19 protein-coding genes are annotated in these 19,210 nt (G+C 61.1%); 14 read left to right on the forward strand and 5 right to left on the reverse strand.

Annotated features, from left to right (window positions below):
* Window positions 1-8: 8 nt before the first annotated feature.
* The 3 genes from nrfB to glmM form a co-directional block, all read right to left on the reverse strand.
* Window positions 9-2,231 carry a cyclic di-3',5'-guanylate-activated glycosyltransferase NrfB gene (gene nrfB / locus DFO48_RS05945; protein ID WP_114862846.1) on the reverse strand — a complete coding sequence of 741 codons (2,223 nt, stop codon included), beginning with the start codon at window positions 2,229-2,231 and terminating at the stop codon, window positions 9-11.
* Window positions 2,218-3,399, reverse strand: a complete 1,182-nt coding sequence (gene wecB / locus DFO48_RS05950; RefSeq protein ID WP_114862847.1) for a non-hydrolyzing UDP-N-acetylglucosamine 2-epimerase — start codon at window positions 3,397-3,399, stop codon at window positions 2,218-2,220. Before wecB ends, nrfB begins: the two co-directional genes overlap by 14 nt.
* A 162-nt stretch (window positions 3,400-3,561) precedes the next feature.
* Window positions 3,562-4,896: a phosphoglucosamine mutase gene (gene glmM, locus DFO48_RS05955; protein WP_114863107.1), complete on the reverse strand. Its 1,335-nt coding sequence runs from the start codon at window positions 4,894-4,896 to the stop codon at window positions 3,562-3,564.
* Window positions 4,897-5,682: 786 nt separating this feature from the next.
* On the opposite strand from glmM, the gene hisF reads away from it, so the two are divergent.
* From hisF to tatC, 9 genes are all read left to right on the forward strand, one after another.
* A complete protein-coding gene (hisF, locus tag DFO48_RS05960; protein ID WP_003058607.1) occupies window positions 5,683-6,483 on the forward strand; it encodes an imidazole glycerol phosphate synthase subunit HisF in 801 nt (266 codons plus the stop codon).
* 66 nt (window positions 6,484-6,549) lie between these two features.
* Window positions 6,550-6,981 (forward strand): phosphoribosyl-AMP cyclohydrolase, encoded by a 432-nt coding sequence (gene hisI / locus DFO48_RS05965; protein WP_255413073.1) that lies wholly within the window; start codon window positions 6,550-6,552, stop codon window positions 6,979-6,981.
* 4 nt (window positions 6,982-6,985) lie between these two features.
* Window positions 6,986-7,384, forward strand: coding sequence for a phosphoribosyl-ATP diphosphatase (locus tag DFO48_RS05970; protein WP_003062137.1), 399 nt, complete (start codon window positions 6,986-6,988; stop codon window positions 7,382-7,384).
* Window positions 7,385-7,395: 11 nt separating this feature from the next.
* Window positions 7,396-7,794: a hypothetical protein gene (locus DFO48_RS05975; protein ID WP_114862848.1), complete on the forward strand. Its 399-nt coding sequence runs from the start codon at window positions 7,396-7,398 to the stop codon at window positions 7,792-7,794.
* 244 nt (window positions 7,795-8,038) lie between these two features.
* A complete protein-coding gene (locus tag DFO48_RS05980) occupies window positions 8,039-9,082 on the forward strand; it encodes a patatin-like phospholipase family protein (protein ID WP_114862849.1) in 1,044 nt (347 codons plus the stop codon).
* Window positions 9,083-9,180: 98 nt separating this feature from the next.
* Window positions 9,181-9,561, forward strand: a complete 381-nt coding sequence (locus DFO48_RS05985) for a histidine triad nucleotide-binding protein (RefSeq protein WP_114862850.1) — start codon at window positions 9,181-9,183, stop codon at window positions 9,559-9,561.
* Between the two features lie 120 nt (window positions 9,562-9,681).
* Window positions 9,682-9,918 carry a Sec-independent protein translocase subunit TatA gene (gene tatA / locus DFO48_RS05990; protein ID WP_003058595.1) on the forward strand — a complete coding sequence of 79 codons (237 nt, stop codon included), beginning with the start codon at window positions 9,682-9,684 and terminating at the stop codon, window positions 9,916-9,918.
* A 22-nt stretch (window positions 9,919-9,940) separates the two neighbouring features.
* Window positions 9,941-10,462 carry a Sec-independent protein translocase protein TatB gene (gene tatB / locus DFO48_RS05995; protein ID WP_003062149.1) on the forward strand — a complete coding sequence of 174 codons (522 nt, stop codon included), beginning with the start codon at window positions 9,941-9,943 and terminating at the stop codon, window positions 10,460-10,462.
* 156 nt (window positions 10,463-10,618) lie between these two features.
* A complete protein-coding gene (tatC, locus tag DFO48_RS06000) occupies window positions 10,619-11,431 on the forward strand; it encodes a twin-arginine translocase subunit TatC (RefSeq protein WP_034348270.1) in 813 nt (270 codons plus the stop codon).
* A gap of 193 nt (window positions 11,432-11,624) precedes the next feature.
* Here tatC and DFO48_RS06005 read toward each other — a convergent pair whose 3' ends face one another.
* Entirely contained in the window at window positions 11,625-12,785 is a 1,161-nt protein-coding gene (locus DFO48_RS06005; protein WP_003074040.1) for a Do family serine endopeptidase, read from the reverse strand.
* A 364-nt stretch (window positions 12,786-13,149) separates the two neighbouring features.
* On the opposite strand from DFO48_RS06005, the gene DFO48_RS06010 reads away from it, so the two are divergent.
* The 3 genes from DFO48_RS06010 (at window position 13,150) to pdxA (ending at window position 16,471) form a co-directional block, all read left to right on the forward strand.
* The gene (locus tag DFO48_RS06010) at window positions 13,150-14,475 is read left to right on the forward strand and encodes an MFS transporter (RefSeq protein WP_114862851.1); all 1,326 of its coding nucleotides are present in this window, start codon (window positions 13,150-13,152) and stop codon (window positions 14,473-14,475) included.
* Between the two features lie 103 nt (window positions 14,476-14,578).
* Window positions 14,579-15,331 carry a Nif3-like dinuclear metal center hexameric protein gene (locus DFO48_RS06015; RefSeq protein ID WP_114862852.1) on the forward strand — a complete coding sequence of 251 codons (753 nt, stop codon included), beginning with the start codon at window positions 14,579-14,581 and terminating at the stop codon, window positions 15,329-15,331.
* Window positions 15,332-15,412: 81 nt separating this feature from the next.
* Window positions 15,413-16,471: a 4-hydroxythreonine-4-phosphate dehydrogenase PdxA gene (gene pdxA / locus DFO48_RS06020; protein ID WP_114862853.1), complete on the forward strand. Its 1,059-nt coding sequence runs from the start codon at window positions 15,413-15,415 to the stop codon at window positions 16,469-16,471.
* 114 nt (window positions 16,472-16,585) lie between these two features.
* On the opposite strand, the gene mscL is transcribed toward pdxA, so the two are convergent.
* A complete protein-coding gene (mscL, locus tag DFO48_RS06025; protein WP_003058572.1) occupies window positions 16,586-17,020 on the reverse strand; it encodes a large conductance mechanosensitive channel protein MscL in 435 nt (144 codons plus the stop codon).
* 149 nt (window positions 17,021-17,169) lie between these two features.
* Here mscL and petA point away from each other — a divergent pair, with 149 nt between their 5' ends.
* Complete coding sequence (gene petA, locus DFO48_RS06030; RefSeq protein WP_114862854.1) at window positions 17,170-17,772, forward strand: ubiquinol-cytochrome c reductase iron-sulfur subunit; 603 nt, start codon at window positions 17,170-17,172, stop codon at window positions 17,770-17,772.
* 14 nt (window positions 17,773-17,786) lie between these two features.
* Window positions 17,787-19,202 carry a cytochrome bc complex cytochrome b subunit gene (locus DFO48_RS06035; RefSeq protein WP_003074023.1) on the forward strand — a complete coding sequence of 472 codons (1,416 nt, stop codon included), beginning with the start codon at window positions 17,787-17,789 and terminating at the stop codon, window positions 19,200-19,202.
* Window positions 19,203-19,210: the final 8 nt, after the last annotated feature.

Raw genomic sequence — 19,210 nt, forward strand, 5'->3', positions numbered from 1 at the left:
ATTGGCACCTAAGCAGCAACAGACACGATCGGGGCGGCATCAAGGCGGCGCAAAAGTTGCGCCATGGTGACCTGCAGCTGTTGCTGCAGTCGCAGTGCTTCATCCAGCGTTGCCTGTGTCAACGCCCCCTGGTTCACCAGGAACAGGCCCAGGCTGTCATCGCTTTGCTCATGTCTGAGCAGCAAGGCATTCAGCACGGCCGTGTCGATGCGGCCCAGGGCCTGAAGCACTTCGCCCAGCATCAGCTGCCGCGACACATAGAATTTCCACAGCTCTTTCGCCTGTTCGGCGGATACGCGTTTGCGCTCCACGGCCCAGGCCAGCAGTTCGCGAGCCGGCTCCCCATGCTGTCTTGCATACAGACGCCGCAGCTCGACCGTGACCTCTCCCTTGGGGGCAATGAGGTAGCGCACAGGCCTCTCCAGCTTGCGCTCCAGGGCCGCGTGCGAGACCGGGTCTATGACCGACTCGCTGGCCAGGACCAGCGTCTTTCCCTCCTCGCGCAGCGGCACCACGCTGTAATGCAGTGCCAGATGTGGCGGCAGCAGCGCCGCGATCTCGTCGGGGATCAGACGCTCTCCCAGAAACTCCCAGGAAACGCCAGCTTGCTGGGCCACTGCAGCGGCCAGCTGTGCGGTGCTGATCAGGTCCCTGTGCACCAGCGCACTGCCCAGGCGCAGGCCCGGAGTGGGGCGCAGCAGCGCTTCCTGCAACTGGCTCTCGGTCAAGGCGCCTTGCGCGATCAGTATCTGCCCGAGGGGCTGGCGCAGTCGGGGTCCCTCTCCCAGCATGGGGAAGTCATGGTCGGTCTTGGCCCAGGCCATGCGCCGGATATCCTTGGCCTGCAGCGCCTGGGCGATGGCCCGCCAGTTGGCCAGAAAGTTCACTAAATTGCCCCATAGCAGGCGCGGAAGCGACATCAATCCCTGGACGACGCCGTAGTAGCTGGTGACGAAGAACATGCGCTGGGCAATGCGGTTGAGCATCAGCACGAAGTTCGCGGCCAGCAGCGCATACAGCCACCAGTCACCCTGGAAGATGGAGAGAAACCGGTAGCTGTCCGGTACCAGGCGCTGGTAGAGCCAGATGGCAATCAGCTGCATCGCCAGCAGCATGGCCAGGAAGCTGGCGAAATTGGTGAGCGCACCCTTGCGGTCGCGCCAGAGAAAATAGTTCAGCACGCCGCTCTTGGTCCAGCGCAGGGTCTTGAAGCCCTGGATCACGATGCCCGTGATCCAGCGGGACTTCTGTCGCACCGCCGCATTCAGCGTATCGGGGAAGAACTCCCGCACGCAGATGACGCTGGCTTCGCGCGCGCTGCGCCCGGGTCGGCGTGGCTGGTCGGGGTCGGCCGGCTGGTCCGCATCGTGCACGGGAAAGCGCACGAAGATCTCGCGCATACCCAGCTGCTTGAGCCGGAAACCGATGTCGTAGTCCTCGGTCAGGCTCTGGGTGTCGAAGGCCACGCCGTCGCCCATCTCCAGCAGCGCCGTGATGGCGCGGCGGCTGAAGCAGGTGCCAACCCCGGCGCTGGGCACCTGACCCACCAGGGCCTCGCGCACCACGATGTCCTTGGCATGTAGCTCGGCAAACTCGTCCAGATAATGCCCGCCGGTGAATTCGCGCAGCGGCCGCTCCAGGGGGTAGACCGGCAGCTGGATCAGATCCTTGCGATCCACGAGAAAGTTGAACAGTCTCAGCTCCAACCTGGACAGCACGTCTTCCGAGTCGTGAAGGATGAAGCCTGCAAACTCGATGCCCGAGCGCTGCTCGAACTGGAAGATGGCATCGAGCACGTTGTTGAGGCAGTCGGCCTTGCTGGTCGGCCCGGGGCGTGCGCAGACCACACTGTGCACATTCGGGAAATGGGCTCTAACCTGCTCCACATCGGCGTGGGTCTGGGGGTCGTTGGGGTAGGTGCCGATGAAGATGTGGTAGTTCTCATAGTCCAGCGTGGTTGCCGCCAGCTGCGCCATCTTGCCGATCACGCCATGCTCCTGCCAGGCGGGCACCATGATGGCCAGCGGCTTCTCGTCCACCCCGAGCAAGGCCTTGTGATTCATCTGCTCATGGCGCGAGTACACCGTCAGTGCACGCCAGGTGCGCCGTCCCCAGTAAAAGAGGTCGATGAACAGATCGTCCAGTCCGCTGATGAAGATCACTACCGCGATGACGATGGCGATGCTCTTGAGGACATAGAGGTATCCGGTGAACAGGTCAAGCCAGGACATGAGGCGTCCTTTCTGCGGCTTTCTGTGCCAGGTCAGCTTGATCAGGCCTCAGCATCTGGTGCAGTCTTTTTACGGTGCGCTGTGCTGCAGTCCCGTCACCAAACGGGTTGCTGCTGGCCTGCATGCTCCGGTAGGCAGCATCGTCATGCATCAGGTGGCGCACGGACTGAACGATCCTGCTTCTGTCAGCCCCAACCAAGGCGGCGCAACCGGCTTCCAGAACCTCGGGACGCTCGGTCTCGTCGCGCAAGACCAGCACCGGTACCTTGAAGGTCGGGGCCTCCTCCTGCAGTCCGCCGGAATCGGTCAGCACCAGCCAGGCATCGGCCAGGGCCTGCTGCATGGCCAGGTAATCCAGCGGTTCTGTCAGCTTGACATTGGGCAGTCCGCCCAGCAGCCGGTATACGGGCTCCTTGACCACCGGATTGAGGTGGACCGGAAACAGCACCGGCATCTGGGGAAACTCGCGCGCGATATCGGCAATGGCTTCGCACACATGGTCCACATCGGGGCCCCAGTTCTCTCGCCTGTGCATGGTCACCAGGATATGGCCTCGGCCCTGCATGCGGCGATGGATGTGGTGATGCTGGCTGGCCCAGAGCTGGGCGTCGACGACGGTGTTGCCGGTGAGCTCGATCTTTTCCTTGCCCACGTTCTCGCGCTCCAGTGCCTGCTGGGCTCTGAGGGTGGGGGCCAGATGCAGGCTGGCGATGCGCCCTATCATCTGCCGCAGGCCTTCTTCCGGAAAAGGTCGGTGCAGGTTGTAGGTGCGCAGGCCGGCCTCGACATGGACGACGGGCACCTTGAGGTAGAAGCCGGCCAATGCACCCTGAAACGCGCTTTCTGTGTCGCCCTGCACGATCACTGCCTCACAGCCCGTATCCGTGAGCACGGACTCCAGCTGAGTCCGGCAGCCTGTAGCGAATTCCAGCAGTGAGCTTCCTTGCCTTTGCAGTACGTGATCGGGCTGGATATGAAAGCAATCCAGCATTTGCGCGGCCATGTCGCCATGCTGGCCGGTGTGCAGCCAGATGGGGCGGGCCCAGTGCGTCTGTTTCAGTGCGTGATAGACAGGGGCCAGCTTGATGATTTCGGGCCTGGTCCCGGACACGATGAGCAACTGCACGATGTCTGGCTTGGCGTGAAGAGCCTCGGAGTCCTGATTCATTGCGTTCTCCCTTTGAGTCAATTGGTATCAGACGTTCTTCATTCGTACCTGCTCAAAATCATCTTTCACGCGCTGCTTCGGGTATGTCAGCCAGCTCCTCATGCTGGTCGCCATCGGTGCCGGCTTTGTCTGTTGCATGAGCGGCGCGACCGCATCAACGGGCTAACCGTCTCTGGCAGCCGTGACCAGTCGCTCGGCACAGCGACTGGCCTGATCGCCATCCTGCGCTTCCACCATCACATGCAGCAGCGGCTCCGTGCCGCTGTGACGAACCAGCACACGCCCGGTGGAACCCAGCTCGGCCTCGACCTGTGCCTGCACTCGTGCCAGCAAGGCATTGCTGCGCCAATCCCGGTCTGGCGACCAGTGCACATTGAGCAAGGCCTGGGGGTAGAGCTGCACCGGCAGCAGCCATTGCGACAGCGTGCGGCCGGTGCGCACACAGGCCTGCAATATCTGCAGGGCATTCACCAGACCGTCGCCCGTGCTGTGCCGATCCAGTATCAGCAGATGGCCTGACCCCTCGCCGCCGAAGGTCCAGCCCCTGCGGCTGAGTTCCTCAAGCACGTAGCGGTCGCCGACCTTGGTGCGCATGAAGTCCACATCCAGCACCCCGAATGCCCGCTCCACCGCCATATTCGTCATCAGCGTGCCCACGGCGCCCGCAATGCTCTCGTCATGCTCCAGGCGGTCGGCGACGATCAGGTACAGCAACTCGTCCCCGTTATAGAGCCGCCCGGCGGCATCGACGACCAGCAGGCGATCCGCATCGCCATCCAGGGCAATGCCGAAATCCGCACCGCAACCGGAAACTGTCGTGGCCAGGAGCTCCGGATGTGCGGCTCCGGCCCCCTGGTTGATATTCATGCCATCGGGAGCGCAGCCTATGGCCACCACTTCGGCCCCGAGTTCATGCAAGACCATGGGCGCTATCTGATAGGCCGCACCATGGCCGGCATCGACCACGATCTTCAGTCCTCGCAAGGTGAATGCATGGTCGCAAGTGCTCTTGCAAAACTCGATATAGCGACCGGCGGCGTCATCCAGGAGCTGGGTCTTTCCGAGTGCGATCGCAGGGACCCAATGCGGCTCATCGAGCAGCATTTGCTCGACTGCTACCTCCCAGACGTAGGGCAGCTTGGTGCCTTTGGCACTGAAGAATTTGATGCCGTTGTCCTCGAAGGTGTTGTGGCTGGCGCTGATGACCACTCCCAGGCTGGCCCGCAAGGCCCGCGTGAGATAGGCCACCCCCGGTGTAGGCAGCGTCCCAAGCAGCACCACATCCGCGCCAGAGGAATTGAAGCCCGACACCAGGGCGCTTTCGAGCATATGCCCCGAGATGCGCGTGTCCTTGCCGATCAGCACCGTCGGGCGCTCTTCGTTGCGATGAAGCATTCGTCCGACGACATGGGCGAGATGCAGAGCGAAGTCCGGCGTGATGGGGAAATACCCAGCCCGCCCACGGATTCCGTCGGTACCGAAATATTGGCGTCTCATATCCATGATGATCACCTGTGCCTCAATACAGTCATCGAACGGGATGGGTTTCCGGGTTCGGTCAGTTATTTAGGGATGCAACACTGTCACAGTATTAAAAACTATTGATTTATTTTTTTCATAGTTTCACTAGCAAAAACAATCCGAACAAGAAAGCAGCGTAAAAAGAAACATCTTTTTACGCTATGAATATCTGGATGCTGAATTGGGGTTTTATACACAATATTTAAGGTATTTCGCTTCCCGGGCGAGACTGCTTTGCATTGCTGTCAACCCTGACATCAGGCAGCTTGCCGAAGCCCAGTCTGCAATAGCTTTGCTTGTCATTCAGACGTGTGCCGCTCTCGGCAGTGCAGCTTCTCGCAGGTGTGGAGGCCGCGCATTGAGAATATCAGTGCCTTTACTTTGGGATCGCCAGTGGCATGCCTGCTCAGGAGTGGGCGATGGTCCTATGTGCGCCCATTAATCGCAGCCGGAATATTGATCAAGGAAGGAATTGCGGCTGAAAACAATAAATCCTGAGGCCGGCTCTGTGTTTGCTGTTATTCAATTGGGAGCGCAGGGATTTTGTGCCGCTTTATGTATAGGGGCTGCTGCTCAGTTGAAACGTTTCAAATCGAGCAGGTTTGACTCGCGATGCGATGGCTTTGGCCGGGCTGCGTGCCGCTGAAGCCGGGTGGCAATGCCATGGCAGCGGCAAGGGGGCGCCGTCGGCAGATGCCCTGGGCAGCGGCGATGCCGTGGTATCTTTGGCCTCCTTGTTCGTAGATATTCCGAGACTGGTCCATGCTTGCCAAACGCATCATTCCCTGCCTTGACGTGACCGGCGGCCGCGTGGTCAAGGGCGTCAATTTTCTGGAGCTGCGCGATGCGGGCGACCCGGTGGAAATTGCCGCACGCTACAACGCCCAGGGTGCGGATGAGCTGACTTTTCTGGACATCACGGCCACCAGCGATGGCCGTGACCTGATCCTGCCCATCATCGAGGCCGTGGCTTCTCAGGTCTTCATTCCGCTGACCGTGGGCGGTGGCGTGCGCAGCGTCGAAGATGTGCGTCGCCTGCTCAATGCCGGAGCCGACAAGACCAGCTTCAACTCCGCCGCCATTGCCAACCCGGACACCATCAATGCCTGCAGCGACAAGTACGGCGCGCAATGCATCGTGGTGGCCATCGACGCCAAACGCCGCACGCCAGAGGACGAGCAGCGCATCGGCCCTGGCGGCACACCCATGGGGCCGGGCTGGGATGTGTACAGCCATGGCGGGCGCAAGAACGTGGGGCTGGACGTGGTGCGCTGGGCCGAGGAGATGGCCAGGCGTGGTGCCGGCGAGATCCTGCTGACCAGCATGGACAAGGACGGCACCAAGAGCGGCTTCGATCTGAAGCTCACGCGTGCCGTGGCCGATGCCGTGGCCGTGCCCGTGATCGCATCGGGCGGTGTCGGCAATCTGGAAGATCTGGCCGATGGCGTGACCATTGGCGGCGCCGATGCCGTGCTGGCCGCCAGCATCTTCCACTACGGTGAATACACCGTGCAGCAGGCCAAGGAATGCATGCGCGCACGTGGCATTCCCGTGCGTTTATAAGATTATTTTGAGAGCAGCTTGCGCAGGCTACAAGCGGCTTTCCGTATGTTTTGTGGTTGAAATTGTTTGTCAGCCTGCGCTGGCAGCTATACAAAACAAAGGTCTGCAATGAGCTGGCTCGATCAAGTCAAATGGGATGCGCAGGGGCTGGTGCCCGTGATTGCACAGGAGCAAAGCAGCGGCGACGTGGTCATGTTCGCCTGGATGAACCGTGAGGCACTGGAGAAGACCGCTGAGCTGGGGCGTGCCGTCTACTTCAGCCGCTCGCGCAACAAGCTGTGGTTCAAGGGCGAGGAGTCCGGCCATGTGCAGACCGTGCATGAGATGCGCATCGACTGCGACAACGACGTGGTTTTGCTCAAGATCACGCAAGAGGGGCATGATCCCGGTATTGCCTGCCATACCGGTCGCCACTCCTGCTTCTACAGCGTTTTCAAGGACGGACAGTGGCTTGCTGTCGATCCGGTCTTGAAAGATCCTGCTTCCATCTATAAATAAAGTCATGTCTGAACAAAACACCGCGTCGGTCGAGGGCGCACTGGCCCGTCTGGCTGCCGTGATCGAAAGCCGCAAGGTCGCCAACGGTGGCGATCCCGAAAAAAGCTATGTCGCGCGCCTGCTGCACAAGGGGCCCGACGCCTTTCTGAAGAAGATCGGCGAAGAGGCAACCGAAGTGGTCATGGCCGCCAAGGATGTCGATCATGGCGCGGACAAGGGCAAGATCCTCTATGAAGTGGCGGATCTGTGGTTTCACTCCATGATTGCGTTGTCGCACTACGGATTGACACCCGCAGAGGTGGTTGCCGAGCTGGAGCGCCGCGAGGGCACCAGTGGTCTGGAGGAAAAAGCCCTGCGCAAGGCCCAGGAACGCGCTGCTCAGGAAGGGGCGGCCAAGCAATAAGGAGGAAGCGCATGAATGACGATCGCGACATCATCGATGTAAACAGCAGCAGCTCTGCCGAGGTCGAGGGCCTGAAGGCCTGGGGCTGGGTCAGCTATCTGCTGCACCTGATCGTGGCCGTGGCCGCAGTGCTGCCGGGCGCGCAGGTCAGTGTGCTGCTGTTGCTGATTGCAGTCGTCATCGATCTGGTCAAGCGCGACGATGCGCGCGGCACCTGGCAGGAGAGCCATTTCTCCTGGCGCCTGCGCAGCGTGCTCTGGGCCATCGTGCTCTATGCCGTGACCTTCCCGTTCTTCCTGCTGGGTCTCTTGATCTTCAACCCCGCCTGGGTGCTGATCTCCATCTGGTTCCTCTACCGCATCGTCAGCGGCATGATCGCCATGAACAAGAATCGTGCGATCCAGCCCTGAGCAGAACTTGCCAGACACCCAAGCCCCAGCTTTACTGCCGGGGCTTTTTTGTTTTTGCAAGCGGTTTTGCTGCACTGCAACAGATTCGCGTCGGCAGGCTGACACGGGGCCCGGGCCTGTGCAATGCTCGCGGTGCTGGATAAGCTGCGGAAATTGCGCAGATTCGCTGGATATGTCCGCTGTGCGTTCATAGCGACAGTTCCAAGCCCCTTACCTGGTTCCTCAACCTTCACAGGATCGTGCCATGGCTGCAGAGACTTCCCATACCCTCAACCTGGCCCTGCAAGGTGGGGGATCGCATGGTGCGCTGACCTGGGGCGTGCTGGATGCATTGCTCGACGATGACGGCCTGATCTTCGAAGGCATCAGCGGCACCAGCGCCGGTGCCATGAATGCCGTGGCGCTGGCCCATGGCTTCGCGCAGGCGGCCGCGCAGGAAAAAAAGGTGGACGATGCCCGTTACCTGGGGCGGCAGCTGGCGCGCCAGTCTCTGCGCGAGCTGTGGGAGGGCGTGGGCACCATGGGCAGCGTGGGCAAGATGTTCTGGGCCGCGCCGTTGCCGGGCAGCAAGCAGTTCATGGGCGTGCTCAACCAGTTTCTGTCGCCCTATCAGACCAATCCACTCAATATCAACCCGCTGCGCCAGTTGCTCACCCGGGTGGTGGACTTCGAGATGCTGGCGCATCCCGAGCACCCCAGCGTGGTGCCCAAACTTTTCATCTGCGCCACCAATGTGCGCACGGGCGCCGGCAAGATCTTCAAGGGCGAGCAGGTGACGGCAGACGCCATCATGGCTTCGGCCTGCCTGCCGCAGCTGTTCAAGGCGGTGGAGATTGACGGAGAGTGCTACTGGGACGGCGGGTTTTCGGGCAATCCAGCCCTGTATCCGCTGATCTACGAGACCAGGAGCCGGGACATCCTGCTGGTGCAGATCAATCCCAAGGAGTCCGATGTCTCGCCCGATACGGCACGCGAGATCATGGACCGCATGAACGAAATCACCTTCAACGCCAGCTTGCTGGCCGAGCTGCGGGCCATCGAGTTCGTGGTCAAGCTGCTGGAGCAAAAGCGCCTGGATCCTGAGCGCTACAAGCATGTGCTGATGCACCGCATCGATGGCGGCTCGGTGCTCAAGCCCTTTGGCGCCTCGAGCAAGGTGCGCGCAGACATGGGCATGGTGCGCAAGCTGTTCGAGCTGGGGCGCGAGCGCGGCCAGCAATGGCTGCAGCTCAACCGCGAGCACCTTGGCGTCAAGCAGACGCTGCGATTCAACGAGAATAGGGCGTAGCCTCCGCAGGGGGCGACGCCATTGCCTGCTTTCTGGCTTCCCGGGTCATGGGCAGGGCAGGGCGCCCGGAGTACCGAACCGTAGAGATACAAGAGACCATGCACGACCACGACCACGACCACGATCACGACGCCAATTGCATTTTCTGCCGCATCGCCAAGGGGGAGATTCCTTCGCGCAAGGTCTATGAGGACGAGGAGCTGTTCGCCTTTCATGACATTCACCCGGGTGCGCCCGTGCACTTCCTGGTGATTCCCAAGAAGCACATCCGCTCCATGGCCCAGGTTGGCGCCGAGGATGCGCCCCTGCTGGGCCGCATGATGGCGCTGGCGCCAAAACTGGCGATGGAGCAGGGCTGCAACCCTTATCCCGATGGCGGTTTCCGCATCGTGGTCAATACCGGCAGCGAAGGCGGCCAGGAAGTGCACCATCTGCACCTGCACGTCATGGGCGGCCCGCGCCCCTGGCTCAAGGGCTGATCAGGCGCAGGCGAGGGCTGCACACGGCGATAGAGCCGTGCGTTGCAGGCTTTTTGGGTGATTGATTCGTATCTGTCACAAGCCCCGTCTAAAATGGTTTGCAATTTCTAGGAGATTCTCATGGGCTCGTTTTCTATCTGGCACTGGGCGATCGTGCTGCTCATCGTGGTTCTGGTGTTCGGCACCAAGAAGCTCAAGAACATCGGCTCCGACCTGGGCGGTGCCGTCAAGGGCTTCAAGGACGGCATGAAGGACGGCGCGACTGACGCCGACGCCAACGCTGCAACCGGCCAAGTGGCCAACCAGCAGGCCGCCGAAAAGGCCACTATCGACGTGGAAGCCAAGCAAAAGAGCTGATCGCGGCAGGACTGACATTTAGATGTTTGATATTGGCCTGTCCAAAATGGCGCTGATCGGTGCCGTGGCCCTGGTGGTCATCGGTCCCGAGAAGCTGCCGCGCGTGGCCCGCATGGTGGGCACCTTGCTTGGCAGGGCACAGCGCTATGTGTCCGACGTCAAGGCCGAGGTCAACCGCTCCATGGAGCTCGATGAGCTGCGCAAGATGAAGGACACGGTCGAGACCGCCGCGCGGGACGTGGAGTCCAGCATGCGCAATCAGGCCTCCGATCTTGAAAAGGACTGGAGCGATGCGACCAAGGACCTGCGCGACGACTCGAACATGACTTCGGCTTCGTCCTTCGGCTCCTATGACGCGGAAGGTGGCTACACCGGTCTGGATACGCACAGCAGCGTGGTGCCCAGCTATCGCCATCCGCGCAAGAACTGGCGCGTCAAGCGCGGTGCCGTGCCCCAGTGGTACAAGGCCCGTGCGGGGGTACGCAGCAAGGTCCAGTCGGGCGCGGCACGCGTGGCGCGCTTTCGCCCCAAGAAGTTCCATTGAACATGCAGCTCAGCAGCCTGCCGGCCGCAAGGTCGGCCATGGCCGGCCCCAGGGGGGCGGTTTGGTTGCCCGCATGTCGCTCTTTGCCCGTGATCCGCGGGCGTTGTTGTTTCTCAAGCGTGTGGAGCCGATCGGGCTCCGACGCGGTTTTGCACCATGTCCGAACCCTCTAAAGAAGACGAACTCGCCGGCACGGAGCAGCCGTTTGTCCAGCACCTGATGGAGCTGCGTGATCGCCTGCTCTACAGCCTGTATGGCGTTTTGATCGGCGTCGGGCTGCTGATGTTCTGGCCGGGCCCTGATGGCCTGATCGACTTCATCGCCCTGCCCATCAAGGAGCATATGCCGCCCGGCGCCAAGCTGATTGCGGTGGGCGTTTTCTCGCCCTTCTTCGTGCCGCTCAAGGTGTTGATGATGGTGGCTGTGCTGCTGGCGCTGCCCTGGATCATGTACCAGATCTGGGCCTTTGTGGCGCCGGGCCTGTACAGCCACGAGAAGAAGTTCGCCCTGCCGCTGATCATGTTCGGCAGCCTGCTGGCCTATGCCGGCATTGCCTTCGTGCAGTTCTTTGTGCTGGGCAATATGTTCAAGTTCATCCAGCACTTCACGCCGGCCAGCGTGGCGGCCACGCCCGACATCGCCTCGTATGTGGAAGCGATTCTGTCGCTCTACATCGCTTTTGCGGCGGCCTTTCAGGTGCCCATCGTGGTGATGCTGCTGGTGCGCTTTGGTCTGGTGGAGATCGAGAAGCTCAAGGCCTTCCGCGGCTATTTCGTGGTGCTGGCCTTTGTGATTGCTGCTGTCATCACGCCGCCCGATGTGATTTCCCAGCTGGCCCTGGCCTTGCCCATGTGCCTGCTCTACGAGATCGGCATTCTGGGAGCCGGCTGGTTCAGCCGGGTATCGCGTGCGCCCGATGCCGAGGAAGGCACAGGCACGGAAGTGGAGAAATCCACGGACGGCCACTGATCTTCGCCCCGACCTCCTGCAAAGCCCTTGAACCAATTCAAGGGCTTTTGTTTTGATGGCTGCCGGTGCTTTTTCCATCGGCGCTTTAGCCATTTTTCTTGACGAGTCCTGTTGGAGAAGTGGTGTCTGGCCCGGCCGGAGCATGAAAAAAGCCAGCGACTAGCGCTGGCTTGTGGGCTCAATGACGCTGCAATCAGCGTCGTGGGCGGCTCTGCTGCTGCAGGGTGCTGGCTGCAGGGCGGGCACCCGGAGTGATGTTCAGCACCACTTCGCTGTCGCCGCGGCGCACATCGAACTTGGCGGCTTCGCCGGGCTTGAGCGAGGCCACGGCCGTCAGCAGTTCGGAGACATTGCGGGTCGCAGTCTCGCCCACCTTGACGATCACGTCGCCAGGGCGCATGCCGGCCTGGGCGGCGGGGCCGGCCTGCAGCACGCCGGTGATGATGACGCCGGCATCGGCCTTGACGCCAAAGGTCTCGGCCAGCTCGGGCGAGAGCTCGTTGGGTTCCACGCCGATCCAGCCGCGCGTGACCTTGCCGTCCTTGACGATGCCGTCCAGCACCATCTTGGCTGTGGAGACGGGAATCGCGAAACCGATGCCCATGCTGCCGCCCGAGCGCGAGTAGATGGCCGTGTTGATGCCCAGCAGATTGCCGTTGGCATCCACCAGCGCCCCGCCGGAGTTGCCCGGGTTGATGGCAGCGTCGGTCTGGATGAAGTTCTCGAAGGTGTTGATGCCCAGCTGGCTGCGGCCCAGAGCGCTGATGATGCCGCTGGTCACGGTCTGGCCCACGCCGAAGGGGTTGCCGATGGCCAGCACGCGGTCGCCCACGGCGACCTGATCGGAGTTGCCCAGCACGATGACGGGCAACTTGTCGAGCTCGATCTTGAGAATGGCCAGATCGGTCTCTGGGTCTGTGCCTATGATCTTGGCCTTGGCCTGACGACTATCGGTCAGCGTGACCTCGATATCGTCGGCGCCTTCCACCACATGGTTGTTGGTGAGGATGTAGCCATCTTGACTGATGATGACGCCGCTACCCAAACCAGATTGCTCTTGCGGACCCTGATCGCCAAAGAAGAACTGGAACCAGGGATCGTTGGCGCGCGGGTGGCGAACCGCCTTGCTGGTGTTGATGCTGACCACGGCGGGCGAAGCCTTGCGCGCGGCAGGCGCAAAGCTGCCGGGAGCGACTTCACCAGCCGGAGTGGATGGAGCCTGCAGCAGCGAAACACCGGCACTGCTACGGATGTTTCCGCGCTGAAGCCATGTGGGCTGTAGGGTAGCCACTACAAAATAGATAGCCACCAGTACGGTGACGACCTGCGAAAACAGCAACCAGGTGCGTTTCATGTAATGCGTATAGGTAGTGAGGGGAACAAGCCCACATTGTGAAGCATGGCTGCACCGGGCGTCGAAGCGAACATTTGCTTGCACGCAATTGCTTAACGCAAAGCTTTGCAGATTGCAGGAGCGATGGCTATAGGACTGCAGGCATCTGTAGTTTTGCGCGGCCAGGAGCCATGAGTGAAAACCCTAGAATGTTTTTTCGACTGCGCTTACGCCGCCGTTACTGAAGTGACTGCCCACAAGGTGCTCATATTCGGTCTGGTGTGGCTTTGTATCTGAAGCCCGCCGCAATCGGTCTGCCACTGCACGTTGACCCGTGATCAGCGGCCTTATCCGCGCTGTCCTGCTGTTCGATCTAGGAAACACCATGACTACGCTTGACCACGCTGCATCGGCTGACGCGCCGGCTGCAGCGACGAATCGTCTCCTGAACCGGGAGGACTATAAGACCCTGGGCTTATCGGCCCTGGGCGGAACGCTGGAGTTTTATGACTTCGTGGTGTTCGTCTTTTTTGCCAATGTGATTGGCAGTCTGTTCTTTCCTGCTTCGCTGCCGGAGTGGATGCGCCAGCTGCAGACTCTGGGCATTTTTGCGGCCGGCTATCTGGCGCGCCCCATCGGCGGCATCTTGATTGCCCACTTCGGCGACATCCTGGGCCGCAAGAAGATGTTCACGCTGTCGGTGTTCCTGATGGCCGTGCCCACCCTGGTCATCGGCCTGCTGCCGACTTATGAAACCATCGGCCTGGCCGCTCCCATCCTGCTGCTGCTGATGCGCGTGATGCAAGGTGCTGCTATCGGCGGTGAAATGCCCGGTGCCTGGGTGTTCGTGGCCGAGCATGCTCCTCAGAAGCGTTACGGCTTTGCGATCGGCGCACTGACCTCCGGCATTACCGGCGGCATTTTCCTGGGCTCCATCATCGGGGTCTGGCTCAACAGCACCTACAGCCAGGGCGAGATCCACGACTGGGCCTGGCGTCTGCCCTTCATTCTGGGCGGTGTCTTCGGTCTGGTGTCGGTGTATCTGCGCAAGTTCCTGCACGAGACCCCCATCTTCCAGGAGTTGCAGGCCCGCAAGGCCGCTGATCGCGAACTGCCGATCAAGACCATCTTGCGCGACCACCGCGAAGCCTGTGTTGTCGTGGCGCTGATGACCTGGGTGCTGTCCACGGCGATCGTGGTGGTGATCCTGTTCACGCCGGCCTATCTGCAAAAGGTGTTCCACATCGAGCCTGCCATGGCCCTGAAGGCCAATGCCGTGGCGACCGTGACGCTGACCATCGGCTGCGTGTTCTGGGGCTGGCTGTCCGACAAGATCGGCACCAAGCTGACCATGCTCATCGGCTGGGGCGGCATGACGGCCACTGCCTATCTGTTCTATCTGAACCTGCCCGGCAACGAGGCATCGCTGATCTGCAACTATGCGACCGTGGGCTTCTTCGTGGGCTCCATCTCGCTGCTGCCTGTGGTGGGCGTGCGGGCCTTCCCGCCTGAAGTGCGCTTCACCGGTCTGTCCTTCTCCTACAACATGGCCTATGCCGTGTTTGGCGGCCTGACCCCGATGCTGGTGTCCGTGTGGCAGCAGGTGGATGTGATGGCTCCTGCCCACTATGTGGCGGCCATGGGCGTGCTGGGCATGGCCATGGGCTTCTGGCCGCTGGCCTGCAAGGGCTGGCAAGCTAAGAAGGCTTGAAGCCACTTGTTCTGATAAGAAGGGCAGCTCTGGGCTGCCCTTTTTTACGTCTGCCAAAGCCTTGCTTGCTGGGTCTGTGTGCGGGCTTGGGCACAATCGCAGCATGAGCATTGAGCGAAACACCCTGTTATCCGTTTTCAATGGGCTGCTGCAGCCCGAACGCTTCAAGGACTACGGACCCAACGGCCTGCAGGTCGAAGGCAAGAGCGAGATTCGTCGCATCGTCAGTGGTGTGACGGCCAGTCGCGCCCTGATCGAAGCTGCGATCGAGGCCGGGGCCGATGCCATCTTCGTGCATCACGGCCTGTTCTGGCGTGGCATGGATGGGCGCATCACGGGCTGGCTCAAGGAGCGCATCCGCCTGCTGCTGGCGCATGACATCAATCTGTTTGCCTATCATCTGCCGCTGGATGCCCATGCCGAACTGGGCAATAACGCGCAACTGGGTGCCAGGCTCGGCGTGCAGGGACAGGCCGCATTCGGCGATCAGAATCTGGGCTGGCTGGCCGATGTGGACTTTGCCGATGCCGCTGCTCTGGCCGAACATGTGCAAGGCGTGCTGGGGCGCAAGGTGACGCTGGCCGGTGCGCAAGAGCGCAGGCCGATTCGCAAGCTGGCCTGGTGTACCGGAGGTGCTCAAGGCTTTTTCGAGTCCGCGATTGCCGCCGGCGCCGATGCCTATATCACTGGCGAGATCTCCGAGCCCCAGATGCATCTGGCGCGAGAGATGGGCGTGAGCTTTATCGCTGCCGGCCATCACGCCACTGAGCGCTACGGCGCGCCTGCCGTGGCGGCCCATGTGGCCCGGGAGTGCGGGCTGGAGCACTGCTTCATCGATATCGACAACCCGGCCTGATCAGTTCCCGGACCTTCGTCTCTCACTTTTGATGGCTGCAAGCACTTGGGAACCGAGGAGCTTGCGGCGATTTGGATGCCTATGTCCGTCATTGCTTCAACCCAAACCATCGCCATCACCCAGGGCGACTGCGCAGGCATAGGGCCTGAAATCATCGCCAAGGCTTTTCGGGCTGCACCACAGGCCATGCGCGGCTGCTTTGTAGTGGGCGAGTTGCAGACTCTGCGCCGGGCGACAGCGCTGGCAGCCCGGGCCGCCGACGGCGATCAGGCCATCGCCCAGCCCGTGGTGGTGATCGATGAGCCGGGCGAAGCCTGGTCTGTTCCGGAAGGTGCTATCGCGCTGCTGAACCTGCCGGGGCTGGCGGGGCCTCAGCCCTATGGCCAGATTTGCGCAGCGGCCGGGCAGGCCGCTGCGCAATGCGTGGTCTGGGCCGCGCAAGCAGCTTTGCGTGGCGAGATTGCCGCCCTGGTCACGGCGCCCTTGCATAAGGAGGCGCTGCATCTGGCAGGCGTGACTTTCCCCGGGCACACGGAACTCCTGCAGGCCGAGGCGGCTGCCCATGCGGGCGTTTCGCTCGAGCAGATGCCGGTGCGCATGATGCTGGCGAACGACGAGCTGCGCACCGTGCTGGTCAGCATCCATGTCTCGCTGCGCGAGGCCATCGAGGCTGTGACCGGGCCGCAGATCCAGCAGACCTTGCGCATCACGCATCAGGCGCTGAGCAGGAGTCTGGGGCGCGTGCCACGCATTGCCGTGGCAGGGCTCAATCCGCATGCGGGCGAGGGCGGCATCTTCGGTCGTGAGGAAATCGAGATCATTGCCCCAGCGATCGCGGCAGCGCAGGCCGAAGGCATGGATGTGCAGGGGCCGTTTGCGCCGGACACGGTCTTCATGCGGGCGCGAAATACGCCAGATCACCCGGGTGAATTCGATGCGGTGTTGGCGATGTACCACGACCAAGGGTTGATCCCAGTCAAATATTTGGGTGTGGAAAAAGGCGTCAACGTGACCCTGGGTTTGCCGCTGGTGCGCACCAGTCCCGACCATGGCACGGCCTTTGACATTGCCGGCCTGGGCGTGGCCGACGAGGCCAGCCTGCTCGAAGCCGTGCACATGGCCCGCAGTCTGGCGAGCTGACGCTTGCTCAGTGGCGGCTCAGTGCGTTGGCCGTCCGGATGCATGCACGGCATGCGCTTCCATGAAAAAAGCCTGCCGGGCCGGCAGGCTTGCAGTCATTGGACCTGAAGGATCTCAGGCCTTGCGATTGAGGCTGTCACGGATCTCGCGCAGCAGCTGAATGTCTTCAGGGGTAGCGGGTGCTTGCTCCGGTGCCGCAGGTGCCTCGCGCTTGAGGCGGTTGATCTGCTTGACCATCATGAAAATGATGAAGGCCAGAATCACGAAATTCACTGCAACCGTGATGAAGTTGCCGTAGGCAAACACAGGAATGCCGGCTTTTTTCAGTGCATCAAGAGTACGAGGAACTCCCTCGGGCATGGTGCCCAGAACGACGAACAGGTTGGAGAAATCCAGCTTGCCAAAGAACAGGCCCACCAGAGGCATGATGAGGTCGTTGACCACGGAATCAACGATTTTCCCGAACGCGCCGCCGATGATCACGCCCACGGCCAGATCCATGACGTTTCCCTTGATTGCGAACTCACGGAATTCTTGCATCATGCCCATAAGCAGTTCCAGTCACTAAGAGTTTGAGATAGCGCAGTATTGCGTGACTTTGGCGGTTGTCAACGTCGGACTGGGGCTGGAATAACCATAACCCCACCGCTAGAATTTGCAGTTGACCCCAAATCAAGCGATGTACTTCGAGGAAATCCATGAGTGACTCTCCAGTCGACTCCAGCAAGCGCACGTGGATCATCACGTCAGCATGTGCTGGTGCCGTGGGCGGTATGGCAACGGCCGTCCCTTTTGTGAGCTCCTTCCAGCCTTCTGAAAAAGCCAAAGCAGCAGGTGCTGCGGTAGAGGTGGATATCTCCAATCTCAAGGATGGTGAGAAGCTCACCGTCGAGTGGCGTGGCAAGCCGGTGTGGATCATCAAGCGCACACCCGAGCAGCTCAAGGACTTGCCTGGCCTCGATGGCGAACTGGCGGACCCGAAATCGGTGCGTCATCCCGAAGAGTTCACGCCTCCCTATGCGCAAAATGAAGCGCGCTCCATCAAGCCTGAAATCCTGGTAGTCGTGGGCATCTGCACCCACCTTGGCTGCTCGCCCACCGACAAGTTCATTGCCGGGCCTCAGCCTTCGCTGCCCGCAGACTGGAAGGGCGGTTTCCTGTGCCCATGCCATGGCTCCACCTTTGACATGGCCGGCCGGGTGTTCAAGAACAAGCCAGCGCCGGACAACCTGCAGGTGCCGCCACATATGTATCTGTCCGACACCAAGCTGCTGATTGGTGAAGACACCAAGGCAGCCTGAGGGAGACAAGAACAATGGCCCACGAATTCAAGCAAATCGACCCGAACTCCACGACCGGAGCGAAGGCCATGAACTGGCTGGAGAACCGGTTTCCGACGGCATTCGATGCGTACCGCGTCCATATGTCGGAGTACTACGCTCCCAAGAACTTCAACTTCTGGTACATCTTCGGCTCGCTGGCGCTGCTGGTGCTGGTGATCCAGATCGTCACCGGCATCTTCCTGGTGATGCACTACAAGCCCGACGCCGAAAAGGCGTTTGCTTCCGTGGAATACATCATGCGTGATGTGCCCTGGGGCTGGCTGATCCGCTACATGCACTCCACGGGCGCCTCGGCGTTCTTTGTGGTGGTCTATCTGCATATGTTCCGCGGTCTTCTGTACGGCTCTTACCGCAAACCGCGTGAGTTGGTCTGGATCTTCGGCTGCGCCATCTTCCTGGTGCTGATGGCCGAAGCCTTCATGGGCTATCTGCTGCCCTGGGGCCAGATGTCGTACTGGGGCGCCCAGGTGATCGTGAACCTGTTCTCCGCCATTCCCTTTGTCGGTCCCGATCTGGCCTTGCTGATTCGCGGCGACTATGTGGTGGGCGATGCGACGCTGAACCGCTTCTTCAGCTTCCACGTGATCGCCGTGCCCCTGGTGCTGCTGGGTCTGGTCGTGGCGCATTTGCTGGCGCTGCACGATGTGGGCTCCAACAATCCCGATGGTATCGAGATCAAGGGTCCGAATGCGCCCAAGGATGAAAAGGGTCGCCCTCTGGATGGTGTTCCCTTCCACCCTTACTACACGGTGCATGACATCTTTGGCGTGACGGTGTTCCTGTTCCTGTTCTCGGCCGTGGTGTTCTTTGCGCCCGAGTTCGGCGGCTACTTCCTGGAGTACAACAACTTCATCCCTGCCGACCCGCTCAAGACGCCCAATCACATTGCCCCTGTCTGGTACTTCACGCCCTTCTATTCGATGCTGCGTGCCATCACCGGCGAGATGATGTATGTGCTGATCGCCTGCGTGGTGCTGGGTGCCGGCTACGGCATTCTGAAGTCGCGCCTGCCCGGTTTTGCCAAGGGGGCTGTGGCCATCGTGGCGCTGGGTGCCATCGCCATGATGCTGTCCATCGACGCCAAGTTCTGGGGCGTGGTCGTCATGGGTGGTGCGGTCATCATCCTGTTTGCCCTGCCCTGGCTCGATTGCAGCCCGGTCAAGTCGATCCGCTATCGTCCCAGCTGGCACAAATATGTGTATGCAGTGTTTGTGGTGAATTTCGTCGTCCTGGCCTATCTGGGTGTGCAGCCTCCATCGCCGATTGGCGAGAAGGTGTCTCAGGTCGGCACGCTGTTCTACTTCGGCTTCTTCCTGCTCATGCCCTGGTGGAGTCGCTTGGGCGAGACCAAGCCCGTGCCCGAGCGTGTGACCTTCAAGCCTCACTGAAGCAGGAG

The sequence above is a fragment of the Comamonas sp. AG1104 genome (genome assembly GCF_003350425.1).
Classification (GTDB): domain Bacteria; phylum Pseudomonadota; class Gammaproteobacteria; order Burkholderiales; family Burkholderiaceae_C; genus Comamonas; species Comamonas testosteroni.

Coding starts and splice junctions, on each gene's coding strand:
- DFO48_RS05970 (WP_003062137.1), top strand. CDS start 6,986: ATGTCTGAACAAAACACCGCGTCGGTCGAGGGCGCACTGGCCCGTCTG.
- pdxA (WP_114862853.1), top strand. CDS start 15,413: ATGTCCGTCATTGCTTCAACCCAAACCATCGCCATCACCCAGGGCGAC.
- wecB (WP_114862847.1), bottom strand. CDS start 3,399: ATGAATCAGGACTCCGAGGCTCTTCACGCCAAGCCAGACATCGTGCAG.
- DFO48_RS06035 (WP_003074023.1), top strand. CDS start 17,787: ATGGCCCACGAATTCAAGCAAATCGACCCGAACTCCACGACCGGAGCG.
- hisF (WP_003058607.1), top strand. CDS start 5,683: ATGCTTGCCAAACGCATCATTCCCTGCCTTGACGTGACCGGCGGCCGC.
- nrfB (WP_114862846.1), bottom strand. CDS start 2,231: ATGTCCTGGCTTGACCTGTTCACCGGATACCTCTATGTCCTCAAGAGC.
- DFO48_RS05985 (WP_114862850.1), top strand. CDS start 9,181: ATGCACGACCACGACCACGACCACGATCACGACGCCAATTGCATTTTC.
- tatA (WP_003058595.1), top strand. CDS start 9,682: ATGGGCTCGTTTTCTATCTGGCACTGGGCGATCGTGCTGCTCATCGTG.
- DFO48_RS06015 (WP_114862852.1), top strand. CDS start 14,579: ATGAGCATTGAGCGAAACACCCTGTTATCCGTTTTCAATGGGCTGCTG.
- glmM (WP_114863107.1), bottom strand. CDS start 4,896: ATGAGACGCCAATATTTCGGTACCGACGGAATCCGTGGGCGGGCTGGG.
- mscL (WP_003058572.1), bottom strand. CDS start 17,020: ATGGGCATGATGCAAGAATTCCGTGAGTTCGCAATCAAGGGAAACGTC.
- tatB (WP_003062149.1), top strand. CDS start 9,941: ATGTTTGATATTGGCCTGTCCAAAATGGCGCTGATCGGTGCCGTGGCC.
- petA (WP_114862854.1), top strand. CDS start 17,170: ATGAGTGACTCTCCAGTCGACTCCAGCAAGCGCACGTGGATCATCACG.
- DFO48_RS06010 (WP_114862851.1), top strand. CDS start 13,150: ATGACTACGCTTGACCACGCTGCATCGGCTGACGCGCCGGCTGCAGCG.
- tatC (WP_034348270.1), top strand. CDS start 10,619: ATGTCCGAACCCTCTAAAGAAGACGAACTCGCCGGCACGGAGCAGCCG.
- DFO48_RS05980 (WP_114862849.1), top strand. CDS start 8,039: ATGGCTGCAGAGACTTCCCATACCCTCAACCTGGCCCTGCAAGGTGGG.
- DFO48_RS06005 (WP_003074040.1), bottom strand. CDS start 12,785: ATGAAACGCACCTGGTTGCTGTTTTCGCAGGTCGTCACCGTACTGGTG.
- DFO48_RS05975 (WP_114862848.1), top strand. CDS start 7,396: ATGAATGACGATCGCGACATCATCGATGTAAACAGCAGCAGCTCTGCC.